Source organism: Streptomyces sp. NBC_01210, from assembly GCF_036010325.1.
Lineage (GTDB): Bacteria > Actinomycetota > Actinomycetes > Streptomycetales > Streptomycetaceae > Streptomyces.
In genome coordinates this window covers 792,819-807,246 of sequence record NZ_CP108549.1, presented here as the reverse complement: position 1 = coordinate 807,246, position 14,428 = coordinate 792,819, and the positions used below count along the sequence as shown (strand labels likewise).

Sequence of the window (14,428 nt, the reverse complement as noted above, 5' to 3'; positions counted from 1 at the left end):
TGTGGCGCGAATTATGTCTCGACTGGAACATTCCTCTTCCAGCCGGGACAGCGACGGCGGCCGCGTCCTATATGCCCTGCCAGTCGGGCTTGGCGGCATAGGTGGCGCGGAAGTAGTCGGCGAGCTTGAGGCTGGAGGCCGCCGCCTCGTCGACCACGACGGTGGCGTGCGGATGGAGCTGCAGGGCCGAGGCGGGCACCAGTGCCGACAGTGGGCCTTCGACGGCGAGCGCCACGGCCTCGGCCTTCGCCTCACCGGTCGCCAGCAGGACCAGATGACGGGCTTCCAGGATGGTGCCGATGCCCTGGGTGATGACGTGGTGCGGGACCTCGTCGAGGCCACTGAAGAACCGGGCGTTGTCCTGCCGGGTCTGCTGGGTCAGCGTCTTGATCCGGGTGCGGGAGGCGAGTGAGGAGCAGGGCTCGTTGAAGCCGATGTGTCCGTCGGTGCCGATGCCGAGCAACTGGAGGTCGACGCCGCCGGCTTCGGCCAGCGCACGGTCGTAGGCGAGGCAGGCGGCCGCGACGTCCTCGGCGGTGCCGTCGGGGCCCATGAAGGAGGCGTCGGTCAGGCCGAGCGGCTCGACGACCTCACGGAGGACCACCGAGCGGTACGACTCGGGGTGGCCGGAAGGCAGTCCTACGTACTCGTCGAGCTGGCAGATCCGGCCGCGGGAAGCATCCACCTGCGCGGCGCGCACCTTGGCTGCGAGGGCTTCGTAGATCGGCAGCGGAGTCGAGCCGGTGGCTACGCCCAGGAGTGCGTCGGGCTTGCGTCGCAGCAGTTCGGCCATGGCTTCGGCGATGAGCTCGCCGCCGACGGCGGAGTCGGGAACGATGACAACTTCCACGGAGATCCCTGTCTCTGAAGGCGCAAGTGGTGTAGACCAATCTACCTGGTGGGCGGCGGTTCTGTCGCGCGAAGGGCTCGCGTACCCATGAGCGCGCCCGCCCCTGGCGACTGCACACGGCGCGTATGAGCGCGCGGCCTCGAAAGCCGTACCCGGAGTGAAACCTGGCGGAAATCCCCGGTGCGGCGGCGGTTCTACGCTCGGATGAGGAACCGCAGGGGACAGGGGAGGGGTGAGCGCGATGGCCGCCGGCCTCGGGCCGCACGCAATGGACCGGAGCAGGCTGCGCTCCGTGAGCGAAGGCGACGCGCAGCTGCGCCACCATGTGGTGCACGGCTACCGCCGCGCGTACCGGATCGCCGGCGAAGGCCCGGCCGTCCTGCTCATTCACGGCATCGGTGACTCCTCCGCCACCTGGGTCGACCTCATACCGGGACTGGCTCAGAGATACACGGTCATCGCACCTGATCTGCTGGGCCACGGAGCGTCGGACAAGCCCCGTGCCGACTACTCGGTGGCGGCCTACGCGAACGGAATGCGCGATCTGCTCGGCGTGCTCGGTATCGACCGGGCCACGCTCGTCGGCCATTCGCTCGGCGGCGGAGTGGCCATGCAGTTCGCGTACCAGTTCCCCGAGCGCACCGAACGACTGGTCCTGGTGAGCGCCGGCGGTGTGGGCGGGGAGGTCAATCCCGTCCTGCGGGCCGTCTCGCTGCCCGGGGTAAACCTCCTCCTCTCGATACTCACCCTGCCCGGTATGCGGCGGGGAACCGGCCTCTTCACGGAACTGATCAGGCGGCTGGACACCGACCTCGGACAGGACGCGCCGGAGCTGCTCAACCTTGTGGACGCGCTGCCCGACGCGACCTCGCGCAGCGCCTTCATCCGCACACTGCGGGCGGTCGTCGACTGGCGCGGCCAGGTGGTGACCATGCTCGACCGCTGCTATCTGACGCAGGGCATGCCGACCATGCTGCTGTGGGGATCGCGCGACGGCGTGGTGCCGATGGAGCACGCGTACGGGGCGCACGACGCGATGCCGGGGAGCCGCCTGGAGATCTTCGAGGGGGCGGGCCACTTTCCCTTCCATGCCGACCCGGCGCGCTTTCTGGCGCTGGTCGAGGACTTCATCGAGACCACGCGGCCGGCCGACTGGAGTACGGAGCGCTGGCGTGAGCTGCTGCGGTCCGGGCGCGAGATCGAGGACGTCCTGCAGTTGGCGAGCGAGCGCAGCGCGACCTGATCGGCAGGGACATCGGGCCAGCACAGTCGGCAGGGACAATGGGCCGGTGATCTACCGATACCGCGTACTCGGCACCACTCAGGCGCTCCGCCCGGACGGTACCGAGGCACCGCTCAGCGGGGCCCGACTGCGGGCGCTGCTGGCCGCGTTGGCCGCGGGCGGCGGCCGGACGGTGGCCGCCGAGGAACTGGTCGCCCAGGTGTGGGGCGAGGGCGAGGAGTGGCCCGCCGACGAGACGGCTGCCCTGCAGGCGCTGGTGGGACGCCTGCGGCGAACCCTCGGCAGGACGGCGGTGGAGTCCGTGCCGGGCGGCTATCGGCTGGCGGCGGACCGGGACGACATCGATCTCTTCCGCTTCGAGCGGCTGGCGTCGCAAGGAACCGCCGCGCTCGATGCCGGGGACGCAGCAGCGGCAGCCGGTCTGCTGGACGAGGCGCTTGCGCTCTGGCACGGCCGTGCGCTCACCGATCTGCCCGGCAGGGACGGTGATCCACTGGCCGTGCGCGTGGAGCAGCGCCACACCGAGGCGCGCCGCACCCGGCTCGCGGCCGAGGTGGAGCTGGGCCGGGCGCACGGCGTGCTCGCCGAGATCACGGCGTTCGCCGCCGCGGCTCCACTGGACGAACCGCTCCAGGCGCTCCGGATCAGGGCCCTGCGGACGGCGGGACGGCAGGCCGAGGCGCTGCAGGCGTACGAGAACATACGGGTGCGCCTCGCCGAGCAGCTCGGAACGGACCCCGGCGCCGAACTGCGCGCTCTGCATGCGGAGTTGCTGGCACATGACCCGGAAAAGCCCGTCGCGCGAGGCAATCTGCGCGTCAGGCTCACCTCCTTCGTGGGCCGCGAGGTCGAACTGACCGACCTGGCGGAGCAGTTGCGCTCCCACCGGCTGGTGACCCTGCTCGGCCCCGGCGGCGCGGGCAAGACCCGGCTGGCGATGGAGGCCGCAGAAGCCGCGGCCGGGACATGGCCCGACGGGGTCTGGATGGCTGAACTCGCACCCGTACGCGACGAAGAGACCGTTCCCGAAGCGGTCCTGACCGCGCTCGGGGCCCGGCAGACCCAAGCGCGCGGACCGGCCGCCGCGGAGGCCGCCACGCGCGACCCGCTGGCCCAGCTGGTCGAGTACTGCGGACGGCGGCGAATGCTGCTCGTCCTGGACAACTGCGAGCATGTGATCGACGCGGCGGCCCGGCTGACGGAGGCGGTGCTCACCGGCTGCCCGGGTGTGCGGGTGCTGGCCACCAGCCGCGCGCCGCTCGGTGTCCCGGGCGAATCCGTACGCGGCGTCGGACCCCTGCCGCAGGACGTGGCGCTGCGGCTGCTCGCCGAGCGCGGCGCGGCCGCCCGGCCCGGATTCCGTACGGACGACGACACGGAGGCGTGCGCCGAGATCTGCCGCAGACTCGACGGACTGCCGCTCGCCGTCGAACTGGCCGCCGCCCGGTTGCGCGCCCTTACGCCGCGGCAGATCGCGGACCGGCTGGACGACCGTTTCCGGCTGCTCAGCAGCGGCAGTAGGACCGTACTGCCCAGGCAGCGGACGCTGCGGGCGGTGGTCGACTGGTCCTGGGGCCTGCTCGATGAGGACGAGCGGATCGTACTGCGCCGTCTTGCCGTCTTCTCCGGCGGCTGTGCACTGGCCCAGGCGGAGGCAGTGTGCGGGGCGGGCGCCCTCGATCCCCTCGACCCCCTCGCCTCTCTTGTCGACAAGTCGCTGGTGGTCGCCGTCCCGGACGGTCCCGGCCGTCCGGACGGCATGCGCTACCGGCTGCTGGAAACAGTCGCCGAGTACGCGGCGGAGCGGCTCGACGAGGCCGGTGAGCGGCCCGAGGCCGAACGACGGCATATGAGCGCCTACCGAGAGCTGGTCCGCACCGGCGATCCGCAGCTGCGCGGCCCGCGCCGGGCCGAGTGGTTGGAGCGGCTCGAGACGGAGCACGACAATGTACGGACCGCGCTGCGCACCGCCGTCCGCCTGGCGGAGGAGCAGGAGGCGCTCAGTCTGGTGCTGTCCATGAACTGGTTCTGGCAGCAGCGCGGTCACCAGGTGGACGCCCGCACCTGGTCGTCGGCGGCCGCCGGGCTCGGCGTCGACCCCTTCCGGCCGCCGGTACGGATCGCGGTGCCGCTGCCCGCGCGCTGCACCGACACTCCGCCGCCCTGGCCCGAGGAACAGCTGTGGGAGGCGCGGCGCGGGGTGCGGCTGATGGTGCTTGCGAGCACCGCGGACGAGGGCACGGCGCTGAGCGAGCCGCAGACGCAGGCGTATCTGCGCGGAATCGTCGCCGCCTACCGCCCGGGGCTGCCGCAGATCTGCCGGCAGCCGGGCTCCATGTGGTTCTTCGCCCGGCTGATGACGGGCGAGTTCGACGGGCTTGCCGAGACCATGGACGCCATTGTCGCGAGCTGCGAAGAGCCGGATCGGGCGAGCGACCTGAGCCAGGGATGGGATCTGGGGTTCGCGTTGCTGCTGCGCGCCAAGCTGCTCGGCCACCGCACCGGCGGACTCGAACAGTGCACGAGCGATGCCGACCGGGCGCTCGCGCTGTTCGAGACCGCGGGCGATCTGTGGGGTATTGCCGAGTCGCTGTCCGCCCGCGGTGAGGCGTTCGAGCGGCGCGGCCTGTACGAGGAGGCCGCCGCGGACTTCGAGCGGGCCATGCGGAACTCCGCCCGCGTCGGCACGCACGCCCAAGTGCCGGTCTTCAAAGCCCGGTTGGCATCGGTGCGACTGCGGACGGCCACAACCCCGGCGGACAGGGAGCGCGCCGAACGGCAGCTGCTCGAGGCGGTGGCCGAGTCCGGCGAGTTCGTGGCAGAGGCGCTCAGTACGGCCCGGATGCTGCTGACCCAGTACTACGGCCGCACCGGCCGCACCGGCCCCGCCCGGGAACAACTCGTAGAGGTGGAAGGCGCGTTGGCTGCCGACTCGCCGGGACTGTTCGGTGGCATCGTGGCGGGGGTGTACGGCTGGCTGGACTGCATCGACGGGGAGTACGGACGGGCCCGCGGCCGGATCGAGGAGGCGGTGCGGCGGCTGGACAGCCTGGCCCATCTCGTCGACCCGCAGCTGGTTGTCGATCAATTCCTTTGTGCTGCTTGGGCGATGGCGCATCTGGGGGCGGCGCGGGACGGGGCACGGCTGCTCGGGGCGTACGACCGGGGCAGTCGGCAGCCCGGCGGTCTCGGGTTCCGGCCGTTCGCCGAGGAGAAGGAGCTCCGGCAGCGGGCCGAGTCCGACCTGCGTGCGGTGCTGCCGGGGGAGACGTATGAGCGCGCGTACGCCGAGGGCGGCGGCCTGTCCGCACGGGAAGCCGCCGCCCTGATCTGACCGATCTCAGCCGTCCGCCCGTGCCTGCGCGTCGGCCGGCCGCTCCCGCGCCTCCGCGAGGTCCTCCTCGGTCGGCGCGTCGTCCTGGGTCAGCCTCAGCCGCCAGTACCCGGCGAAGTCGATGTCGCGCTTGCCGATACCGCGTTCCTCGATCAGATGGCGGCGCAGTGTACGTACCGCGCCGGCCTCGCCGCCGAGCCAGGCGAACACCGACCCCGGCGGGAACCGCCCCGCGCGCACGGCCTCGATGAGCAGCTCGCCGTGACCGGCCCGTGCCGCGGCCCGGTGCAGCCAGTGCACGGTCACCTCGCCCTCCGTCTCGAAGCGCTGCTCCTCGGCCGCGTCGGCGACCTCGATGTACGCCACGGCCCTCGCCCCCTTGGGCAGCGCCTCCAACAGCGTGCCGATCGCCGGCAGCGCCGCCTCGTCCCCGGCCAGCAGCATCCAGTCGGTGGCGCCGAGCGGTACGGCCTTGGCGAAGTACGCCGACGGGCCGTACATGCCGAGCGTGTCTCCGGGCCCGGCCGACAGCGCCCAGCGTGTCGCGGGCCCTGCGTCGTCGTGCAGGACGAAGTCGATGTCGACCGTGGTGTGCCCCGGGTGATGGGCGCGGATGGTGTAGCTGCGCATCCAGGGCCGCTCGTCCTCGGGGATCGCGTGGTACGCCTCGTACCACCGCATCACATCGCCGTCGCCGTCCTCCGGCCCCGGCAGGCGCGGGCCGCTCTGGCCCGGCCGGGGGAAGTACAGCTTCACCTGCTGGTCGGGGGCGTCGAGAGCGAAGCCTTCGAGATCGGGGCTGCCGAAGGTGATACGCGCCATGTGCGGGGTCAGCCGGGTGACCTCGGTGACCTGGATGAACCGGACCGGCAGCCGCTGCGCCATCGAATCTCCTGACGGTGTGGGTGGGAGGGGTGTGCTGATCACCGTCACAGAGGGCACCTACATGCGACCGACAGGCCGCCTGCACGGGGCCGCGGGCTCGCCTGCACGCGGGCCGCGGGCGAGCCGTCAGCGGAGCTCGACCAGGCGGGCGAAGACCACGACGTTCCCCTCGTACCCGGTCTTCTTCGCATAGTCGCCGCCGCAGGTGAGGACCCGCAGCTCCGGCTCCCGGCCGTCCGCGTACACGCGTGCCGCGGGGAACTCCTTCTTGGCGAACACCTCGACGTCGTACACAGCGAACACCGCCCTACGTCCGTCCTCGCGCGGGATCTCGATACGGCTGCCCCGCTCGAGGGCGCCGAGCTCATAGAAGACGGCCGGTCCCGCCGTGTTGTCGACATGGCCGACGATGACGGACGTGCCCCGTTCGCCGGGGGTGACCGACCCCCGGTACCAGCCGGCGAGGTTGCTGTCCTCCAGCGGCGGGGGTTCCACCCAGCCGTCGGCGTCGAGGCCGACCTCGGTCAGCGGGGCGTCCACCTTGACGGACGGGACGGTGATCCGTTGCGGCGCGGAGTGGGGCACCGGAGCGGGTGCGGGTGGCAGTGGATCGGCCGTGCCGTGCGGGGCCGCGACGGCGGAGCCGGGTTGGGGCGGGCCGTCGGCGACCTGCGTGGATCCGTTACGCAGGAGGAACAGTGCGAGCAGCAGGACGCAGACGACCGTGAACCAGGCGCCGCGCCTGTTGTACGTAGGCATAACCCTTCCCTTGTGCTTTCCCAGGCCCTCCGTTGGCGCTCCGCCGCGCCTGACCGTCGGGGGTCCGGCGCGGCGGAGCCGCTCTGTGCCCGTCAGACGCTGTCAGCGGCGCGGTGGCGCAGCAGAAAGACGCCGGCGCCGAGCGCGCCCGCGAGGAGCGCGGAACCGACGGCGATCTGCGCGGGGCTCAGATCGGAGACGCTGCCGCCGGCGCCGCCTTTGACACCTCCGTCGGGCTTCGCCATCCCGGTACCTCGGTCAGGCTTGGCCGTGTCGTTGCCGCGTTCGGGCTTCGCCGTGTCGTTACCTCGGTCGGGCTTGGCCATCCCGGTACCTGTGTCTCTGCCGCTGCCCAGCTCGGTACTGGCGTCGGCGCCCGTTTCCGTCCCGGTACCTGTCTCGCTGCTGCCGGTGCCCAGCTCGGTACTCGCGTCGCCCCCCGTTTCCGTCCCGGTATCTGCGTCGCTGTCGGTGTTCATCTCGGTGCCGGCGTCGGCTCCCGTTTCCGTCCCGGCGCCGGCGTCGGTCCCCGCTTCCGTACCGGTACCAACGTCAGCGACTGTTCCCGTGTCGGTGCGCGAGCCGGAGCCACTGGTGATGGTGAGGGGGGCGGTGCCCTTTTCGCCCTTGCAGTCGAAGGTGACGTCGTACTTGGCATCGGGCTTGGCGTCCGCGGCGATCTTCGTCGTGGCGGATTGGCCTTCGTTGAGGGTGACGGTCTCGAAGACGCCCGAGGAGGCCGTCACGGTCGGCGCCTCGCACTCGGTGGCGTTGAGCGTCACGGTGCCGCCGGGCGCGACGGTCGCAGGGGTGGCGGTGAAGCCGAACGACGTGGCGCTGTTCCCGTCGTCGTCGGCGGCGACGGCGGCCGGGGCGCCGAGGGCCAGCGCGGCGGTGCCGATCAGTGCGAGGGAGGCGACACGTATCGCACGCATGGTGAATTCTCCGAATTCCCGAGGCGCAGCCACGGATGTATTCCGCGAAACGTAAGAAATGCACCTCGATGGAGAAGACGCTATGAGGGCCCATGGGGGCGCCGCATGTGGCGCGGGCTGCCCGGCCCCGGTGTGTCACCACCGTCTGCCGCCGTGGTCGTGTTGGTCGTGCCAGGTCACGCGGTATGGCCGGGCGCCCGGCCGATCCGCCGGGTACGCGACCCCAACGCAACTCCAAAAGAGTGACGGGGTCACTCCGGCGGCCTCTACGGTCGAGAGCCCGCCGGAGCGGCACCCGGTACACCGAGCCGTCGATCGTGACAGGCACGAGCTGCGGCGTGGTGGGTCACCTGTCGGCTTCCCCGGGCGCCACACCGTCCGGTCGCGGGCGTCACACCTTCCGGTAGTCGTACGCCTCCGAGGCCGCCGCTTGCACCGCGTCCAGGTCGCCGCCCGCCGACGCGGTCACCACCGCGGCCACCGCGCCCTCCAGGAACGGCGCGTCCACCAGCCGTGTTCCTTCCGGGAGTTCGTCGCCCTCGGCCAGCAGCGCCTTCACCGTCAGCACGGCGCTGCCCAGGTCGACGAGCACGGCCACCCCCGTACCCTGGTCGACCGAGGCGGCCGCCGCCGCGATCAGCTCCGAGCTGGTGCCCAGGCCGCCGTCCGTAGTGCCGCCCGCCGACGCCACGGGCGCCGTCGTGCCGCCGCCCGCGAGCCCCGTCGCCAGCTCGGCGACAGCCGCGGCCACCTCCCTGCTGTGCGAGACCAGCACGATCCCGACCGGCTTGGCATCACTCATCCCGCCACCTCCGCCAGCGCGGCGATCAGCAGGGCCGACGAGGTCGCCCCCGGATCCTGGTGCCCGATGCTGCGCTCGCCCAGATAGCTGGCCCTGCCCTTGCGCGCCTGCAGTGGCACGGTCGCGAGCGCGCCCTGCTCGGCCGCTTCGCGGGCCGCCGTGAACGACGCGGTGGTGTCGCCGAGTGCCGCGACCGCCGGCTCGAGCGCGTCCAGCATCGTCTTGTCCCCGGCTTTGGCGCCGCCGAGCTGCGCCACCGCCGCCACCCCCACGCCCAGCGCCTCGGCGAACTGTCCGGGCGTGACCTCGGCGTCCTCGCCGAGCGCCTTGCCGGTACGCCGCAGCAGCGTCCCGTACAGCGGACCCGATGCGCCGCCCACCGTAGAGATCAACTGCCGTCCCGCCAGCGTGAGTACGGCCCCGGGTGTCTGCGGCGCCTCCTTCTCCAGGACCGCCGTCACCGCCGTGAACCCGCGCTGGAGATTGCTGCCGTGGTCGGCGTCACCGATCGCCGAGTCCAGCTCGGTGAGACGGTCCGCCTCGCGGTCCACGTAGACTGCCGCGGCCGTCAGCCAGCGGCGGAAGAAATCGGCGTCGAGCACATGAACTCCCTGTGGTGAGTCGGGCCTGGACGGCGGGTCAGCGACCCCAGCGGAGCGCGGGGGTCTGCACCGGCGCGTCCCACAGCCGCAGCAGCTCCTCGTCGACCTGGCACAGCGTCACCGAGCAGCCGGCCATGTCGAGCGAGGTCACATAGTTCCCGACGAGGGTACGGGCCACGACCACGCGACGCTCGGTGAGCACGCGCTGCACCTCGGCATTGAAGCCGTACAGCTCGAGCAGCGGCGTCGCCCCCATGCCGTTGACGAGCACCAGCACCGGGCTTGTCGGCGGCAGATCCTCCAGCACCGCATTGACCGCGAAGTCCGCGATCTCCCGCGACGTCATCATGGCGCGCCGCTCACGCCCCGGCTCACCATGAATGCCGATGCCCAACTCCAGCTCGCCCGACGGCAGATCGAAGGTTGGACTGCCCTTGGCGGGTGTGGTGCTGGCGCTCAGCGCGACACCGAAGCTCCGGGAGCTCTCGTTCACCTGGCGGGCGATCGCCTCGACCCGCTCCAGCGGCGCGCCCTCCTCGGCGGCCGCGCCCGCGATCTTCTCGACGAACAGGGTCGCGCCGGTGCCGCGGCGGCCCGCCGTGTAGAGGCTGTCGGTCACCGCCACATCGTCATTGACCAGAACCTTGGCGACACGGACCCCTTCGTCCTCGGCGAGCTCGGCCGCCATGTCGAAATTGAGGACGTCGCCCGTGTAGTTCTTGACGATGAACAGCACCCCCTCGCCGCTGTTCACGGCGGCGGCCGCCCGCGCCATCTGATCGGGAACGGGAGAGGTGAAGACCTCTCCGGGGCAGGCGGCGGCGAGCATTCCGGTCCCGACGAATCCGCCGTGCAGCGGCTCGTGCCCCGAGCCGCCCCCGGACACCAGCCCCACCTTCCCGGCGACGGGCGCATCGCCCCGTACGATCACCCGGTTCTCCACGTCCACGGACAACTCGGGGTGCGCCGCCGCCATGCCACGGAGCGCGTCCGCGACAACGGTCTCCGGCACATTGATGAGCATCCTCATGACTACCTCCAGGTGAGATTGGCAGGTCGGCCGCGGCCAGTGGCTTCGCTGTCGTACTGGGGAACTGTCGGCTCATACCCAGTATCGAGGGAATTCCGTCCCGGGGCACGGACGACGACGCCGGGTCCGCTCGCCGCCTCGCAGTCCGGGGAGAAGCCGCGCAGTCTGGGGAGAGGGAGAGACACCATCCCGGGCCCCCGCTGCGGCCCCTGAGGGACGGAGACAGCGATGACCACGGTGGCCCCACTGCTGAACGTCCTGCCGCCCGAAGGCCGCGACAGGATGATGGAACTCGCCACGGAATCAGCCTTCCCGTCCGGCGCCCGCATCTTCGAGGAGGGCTCACGCGCGGATCGCTTCTGGATCATCCGGTCCGGAGCCGTCGAGCTCGACCTGCACGTTCCGGGACGGCGCGCCGTCGTCGTCGAGCAGCTCGGCCCCGGAGATCTGCTGGGCTGGTCCTGGCTCTTCCCGCCGCGCAGCTGGCATCTGGGCGCCGCGGCGGCCACCCCCGTCCGAGCGCTCGAATTCGACGCCGCGAAGGTGCGCGCCCTGTTCGATGAGGAGCCGGAGCTCAGCCAGGCGCTCACGTTCCGTATCGCCGAGGTGATCGCACACCGGCTCCAGTCCGCCCGCAGCCGCCTGCTCGATCTGTACGGACCCGCCGGCGACGGAAGCCTGCGTCGATGACGGCCGCACCGTGCCGGCCGATCTCAGCTTCAGCTGCAGCCTCCGGACATCAGTCGAGGAGGCCCGCCGCATGATCCGGTACGTACGACTGGAGATCCCGCGGTGGTCGCTGATAGCCCGTGGCGGGCGGACGCGGCGGGAGCTCCAGCTCCGGTGGCGGCACATCGCGGTACGGCACGGTCGACAGCAGGTGCGCGATCATGTTGAGCCGCGCTCTGCGCTTGTCGTCGCTCTCGACGACATTCCACGGCGCCTCCGCGATGTCGGTATGGACGAACATCTCGTCCTTCGCCCGGGAGTACGCCTCCCAGTGGGTGATCGACTCCAGGTCCATGGGTGAAAGCTTCCAGCGCCGCGTGGGATCTTCCAGCCGACGCCGGAACCGCTGCTCCTGTACGGCGTCGCTCACCGAGAACCAGTACTTGCGCAGCAGGACCCCTTCCTCGACCAGCATCCGCTCGAAGATCGGGCACTGGTGGAGAAAGCGCTGGTGCTCCTCCTTGGTGCAGAAGCCCATGACGTGCTCGACGCCGGCCCGGTTGTACCAACTTCGGTCGAAGAGGACTATTTCCCCTGCGGCGGGAAGGTGCTCGGTGTAGCGCTGGAAGTACCACTGGGTGCGTTCGCGCTCGGTGGGCTTGGGGAGCGCGACGATACGCGCGACCCGAGGATTGAGATGTTCCGTCACCCGCTTGATCGTGCTGCCCTTGCCGGCCGCGTCCCGTCCTTCGAAGACGACGACAAGGCGGGCACCCTCGGCGCGAACCCACTCCTGAAGTTTCACCAGCTCCGTCTGCAGCCGGTACAGCTCACGTTCGTACAGCGCACGCGGCATTTTCACGGGCTGCTTCGGCCCCTTCTTGACTGCCATGCAATGACGTTATGGAGGAAACCATGCGCAAGGTCAAGCGTCAGGACCGCACTGTGCTGGACGTCTTGGAACTGAGGGCGCTCGACGCGCACTGGCGGGCCGCGAACTACCTCGCGGTCGGGCAGATCTACCTGATGGGCAATCCGCTGCTGACCCAGGAGCTGCGGCCGGAGCACATCAAACCGCGGCTGCTGGGCCACTGGGGCACCTCTCCCGGCCTCAACCTGGTCCATACCCATCTCAACCGGGTCATCAAGGCCCGCGACCTGTCCGCAGTGTGCATCTGGGGTCCGGGCCACGGAGGTCCCGCCGTGCTCGCCAACTCCTGGCTGGAGGGCAGCTACTCGCAGACGTACCCGGACGTGAGCCGGGACAGGGCCGGCATGGAGCAGCTCTTCCGGCAGTTCTCGTTCCCCGGCGGAGTGCCGAGCCATGTCGCACCGGAGACTCCCGGCTCCATCCACGAAGGAGGAGAGCTGGGCTACTCCCTCGCGCACGCCTATGGCGCCGCGCTCGACAACCCCGGCCTGCTGGTCGCCTGCGTGATCGGCGACGGCGAGGCCGAAACCGGACCGCTCGCCGCCTCCTGGCACTCCAACAAGTTTCTCGACCCGGTGGGCGACGGCGCGGTGCTGCCCATCCTCCACCTCAACGGTTACAAGATCGCCAATCCGACGCTCCTCGCGCGGCTGCCCGAGGCAGATCTCGCCGAATTGCTGCGCGGATACGGCCATGAGCCACTCCAGGTCACCGGCGACGAACCGGACCAGGTGCACCGGGCGATGGCCGCGGCGATGGACGAGGCGCTGGACCGGATCGCCCGTATCCAGCACGACGCCCGCAGTGGTGGAAAGGCCGAACTGCCGCGCTGGCCGGTGATCGTGCTCCGTACGCCGAAGGGGTGGACCGGGCCCGCCGAGGTCGACGGCGTCCCGGTCGAAGGGACCTGGCGCTCCCACCAGGTCCCTCTCGCCGGTGTACGGGAAAACCCCGCGCACCTCGCCCAACTGGAGGCATGGCTGCGCTCGTACCGCCCCGAGGAGCTCTTCGACGAGTCCGGCAGCCCCCGCCCCGAGGTGCTGGCCTGCGTTCCCGAAGGCGAACGTCGGCTGGGCGCCACACCGCACGCCAACGGCGGGCTCCTCGTCAGGGACCTGCCCGTACCACCGCTGGAACACTTCGCCGTCGCCGTCGACAAGCCGGGTGTCACCCTGCACGAACCCACCGGTGTGCTGGGTGGCCTCCTCGCGCAGCTCATGGCGGACACGGCCGAGCGCCGGGACTTCCGCGTCGTGGGACCGGACGAGACCGCCTCCAACCGGCTGCAGGCCCTCTTCGACGTCACCGGCAAGGCCTGGCAGGCACAGACCACTGCCACCGACGAGCACCTTTCGCGGCAGGGCCGGGTGATGGAGGTGCTCTCCGAGCATCTGTGCCAGGGCTGGCTGGAGGGCTATCTCCTCACCGGCCGGCACGGACTGTTCTCCTGCTACGAGGCGTTCGTCCATATCGTCGACTCGATGGTCAACCAGCACATCAAGTGGCTCAAGACCTCCCGGTCCCTGCCCTGGCGTGCCCCTGTCGCCTCTCTCAACTACCTGCTCACGTCGCATGTCTGGCGGCAGGACCACAACGGCTTCTCGCACCAGGACCCCGGCTTCGTCGACCACGTCCTGAACAAGAGCCCCGAGGTCGTACGGGTCTATCTGCCGCCGGACGCCAACACCCTGCTCTCCGTCGCCGACCACGCACTGCGCAGCCGCGACTATGTCAATGTGATCGTCGCCGGGAAGCAGCCGACTTTCGACTGGCTCTCCCTCGACGAGGCCCGCGCCCATTGCGCGCGCGGCGCGGGTGTGTGGGAGTGGGCCGGAACGGAGAACGGAGAAGGCGAACCGGATGTCGTCCTCGCCTGCGCCGGCGACGTACCCACTCAAGAGGTCCTCGCCGCGGCAGGACTGCTGCGCCGCCATCTGCCGCAGCTTGTGGTGCGCGTCGTCAACGTCGTCGACATGGCCAGGCTGATGCCCCAGGGAGAACACCCGCACGGGATGGCGGACTTTGAGTACGACGCCCTGTTCACCCGAAACAAGCCGGTCGTCTTCGCCTATCACGGCTACCCGTGGCTCATCCACCGCCTGGCCTATCGACGGGCCGGCCACCCTAACCTGCACGTCCGCGGCTACAAGGAGATGGGCACGACGACGACGCCCTTCGACATGGTGGTACGCAACGATCTCGACCGGTACCGGCTCGTCATGGACGTCATCGACCGGGTTCCCGGGCTCGGCGTGCGGGCCGTGGCCGTACGGCAGGCAATGGCCGATGTACGCACCCGCCACCACGCCTGGATCCGCAAGCACGGCGTCGACCTGCCGGAGGTCGCCGACTGGACCTGGGCCGGCTGATCAAGGACGCGGCGAGCGT

Annotated in this window: 12 protein-coding genes; 4 read left to right on the top strand and 8 right to left on the bottom strand. The window is 70.8% G+C overall.

Translation table 11 applies throughout. The features are described 5' to 3' along the window. Positions 1–67 precede the first annotated feature (67 nt). Positions 68–850, bottom strand: coding sequence for a glucosamine-6-phosphate deaminase (locus OG735_RS03600; protein ID WP_327321661.1), 783 nt, complete (start codon positions 848–850; stop codon positions 68–70). A gap of 268 nt (positions 851–1,118) precedes the next feature. Between OG735_RS03600 and OG735_RS03595 the strand changes: the two genes are divergently transcribed. Beyond that, on the top strand, positions 1,119–2,093 hold the full coding sequence (locus tag OG735_RS03595; RefSeq protein ID WP_327328195.1) for an alpha/beta fold hydrolase: 975 nt from the start codon (positions 1,119–1,121) through the stop codon (positions 2,091–2,093). Positions 2,094–2,139: 46 nt separating this feature from the next. Then, the gene (locus OG735_RS03590; protein WP_327321660.1) at positions 2,140–5,427 is read left to right on the top strand and encodes a BTAD domain-containing putative transcriptional regulator; all 3,288 of its coding nucleotides are present in this window, start codon (positions 2,140–2,142) and stop codon (positions 5,425–5,427) included. A 6-nt stretch (positions 5,428–5,433) separates the two neighbouring features. Here OG735_RS03590 and OG735_RS03585 read toward each other — a convergent pair whose 3' ends face one another. From OG735_RS03585 to dhaK, 6 genes are all read right to left on the bottom strand, one after another. Next, the gene (locus OG735_RS03585; RefSeq protein WP_327321659.1) at positions 5,434–6,312 is read right to left on the bottom strand and encodes a siderophore-interacting protein; all 879 of its coding nucleotides are present in this window, start codon (positions 6,310–6,312) and stop codon (positions 5,434–5,436) included. Positions 6,313–6,438: 126 nt separating this feature from the next. Then, positions 6,439–7,071: a class F sortase gene (locus tag OG735_RS03580; protein WP_327321658.1), complete on the bottom strand. Its 633-nt coding sequence runs from the start codon at positions 7,069–7,071 to the stop codon at positions 6,439–6,441. 92 nt (positions 7,072–7,163) lie between these two features. Beyond that, a complete protein-coding gene (locus tag OG735_RS03575; RefSeq protein ID WP_327321657.1) occupies positions 7,164–8,006 on the bottom strand; it encodes a hypothetical protein in 843 nt (280 codons plus the stop codon). Positions 8,007–8,397: 391 nt separating this feature from the next. Further along, on the bottom strand, positions 8,398–8,808 hold the full coding sequence (locus OG735_RS03570) for a PTS-dependent dihydroxyacetone kinase phosphotransferase subunit DhaM (protein ID WP_327321656.1): 411 nt from the start codon (positions 8,806–8,808) through the stop codon (positions 8,398–8,400). Beyond that, positions 8,805–9,410 (bottom strand): dihydroxyacetone kinase subunit DhaL, encoded by a 606-nt coding sequence (gene dhaL / locus OG735_RS03565; protein WP_327321655.1) that lies wholly within the window; start codon positions 9,408–9,410, stop codon positions 8,805–8,807. The genes OG735_RS03570 and dhaL overlap by 4 nt, the downstream gene beginning before the upstream one ends. Positions 9,411–9,447: 37 nt before the next feature. Beyond that, on the bottom strand, positions 9,448–10,440 hold the full coding sequence (dhaK, locus tag OG735_RS03560) for a dihydroxyacetone kinase subunit DhaK (RefSeq protein WP_327321654.1): 993 nt from the start codon (positions 10,438–10,440) through the stop codon (positions 9,448–9,450). Positions 10,441–10,668: 228 nt separating this feature from the next. Here dhaK and OG735_RS03555 point away from each other — a divergent pair, with 228 nt between their 5' ends. After that, the gene (locus OG735_RS03555) at positions 10,669–11,130 is read left to right on the top strand and encodes a cyclic nucleotide-binding domain-containing protein (protein WP_327321653.1); all 462 of its coding nucleotides are present in this window, start codon (positions 10,669–10,671) and stop codon (positions 11,128–11,130) included. 49 nt (positions 11,131–11,179) lie between these two features. Here the strand turns inward: OG735_RS03555 and ppk2 are convergent, their stop codons facing one another. Next, the gene (gene ppk2 / locus OG735_RS03550) at positions 11,180–12,001 is read right to left on the bottom strand and encodes a polyphosphate kinase 2 (RefSeq protein WP_327321652.1); all 822 of its coding nucleotides are present in this window, start codon (positions 11,999–12,001) and stop codon (positions 11,180–11,182) included. A gap of 23 nt (positions 12,002–12,024) precedes the next feature. On the opposite strand from ppk2, the gene OG735_RS03545 reads away from it, so the two are divergent. Then, a complete protein-coding gene (locus tag OG735_RS03545) occupies positions 12,025–14,409 on the top strand; it encodes a phosphoketolase family protein (RefSeq protein ID WP_327321651.1) in 2,385 nt (794 codons plus the stop codon). Positions 14,410–14,428 lie beyond the last annotated feature (19 nt).

What these genes read in the sequence shown, in the direction of transcription:
- ppk2 (WP_327321652.1), bottom strand. Translation starts at nt 12,001, where the DNA reads ATGGCAGTCAAGAAGGGGCCGAAGCAGCCCGTGAAAATGCCGCGTGCG.
- OG735_RS03555 (WP_327321653.1), top strand. Translation starts at nt 10,669, where the DNA reads ATGACCACGGTGGCCCCACTGCTGAACGTCCTGCCGCCCGAAGGCCGC.
- dhaK (WP_327321654.1), bottom strand. Translation starts at nt 10,440, where the DNA reads ATGAGGATGCTCATCAATGTGCCGGAGACCGTTGTCGCGGACGCGCTC.
- OG735_RS03575 (WP_327321657.1), bottom strand. Translation starts at nt 8,006, where the DNA reads ATGCGTGCGATACGTGTCGCCTCCCTCGCACTGATCGGCACCGCCGCG.
- OG735_RS03570 (WP_327321656.1), bottom strand. Translation starts at nt 8,808, where the DNA reads ATGAGTGATGCCAAGCCGGTCGGGATCGTGCTGGTCTCGCACAGCAGG.
- OG735_RS03580 (WP_327321658.1), bottom strand. Translation starts at nt 7,071, where the DNA reads ATGCCTACGTACAACAGGCGCGGCGCCTGGTTCACGGTCGTCTGCGTC.
- OG735_RS03545 (WP_327321651.1), top strand. Translation starts at nt 12,025, where the DNA reads ATGCGCAAGGTCAAGCGTCAGGACCGCACTGTGCTGGACGTCTTGGAA.
- OG735_RS03585 (WP_327321659.1), bottom strand. Translation starts at nt 6,312, where the DNA reads ATGGCGCAGCGGCTGCCGGTCCGGTTCATCCAGGTCACCGAGGTCACC.
- OG735_RS03595 (WP_327328195.1), top strand. Translation starts at nt 1,119, where the DNA reads ATGGACCGGAGCAGGCTGCGCTCCGTGAGCGAAGGCGACGCGCAGCTG.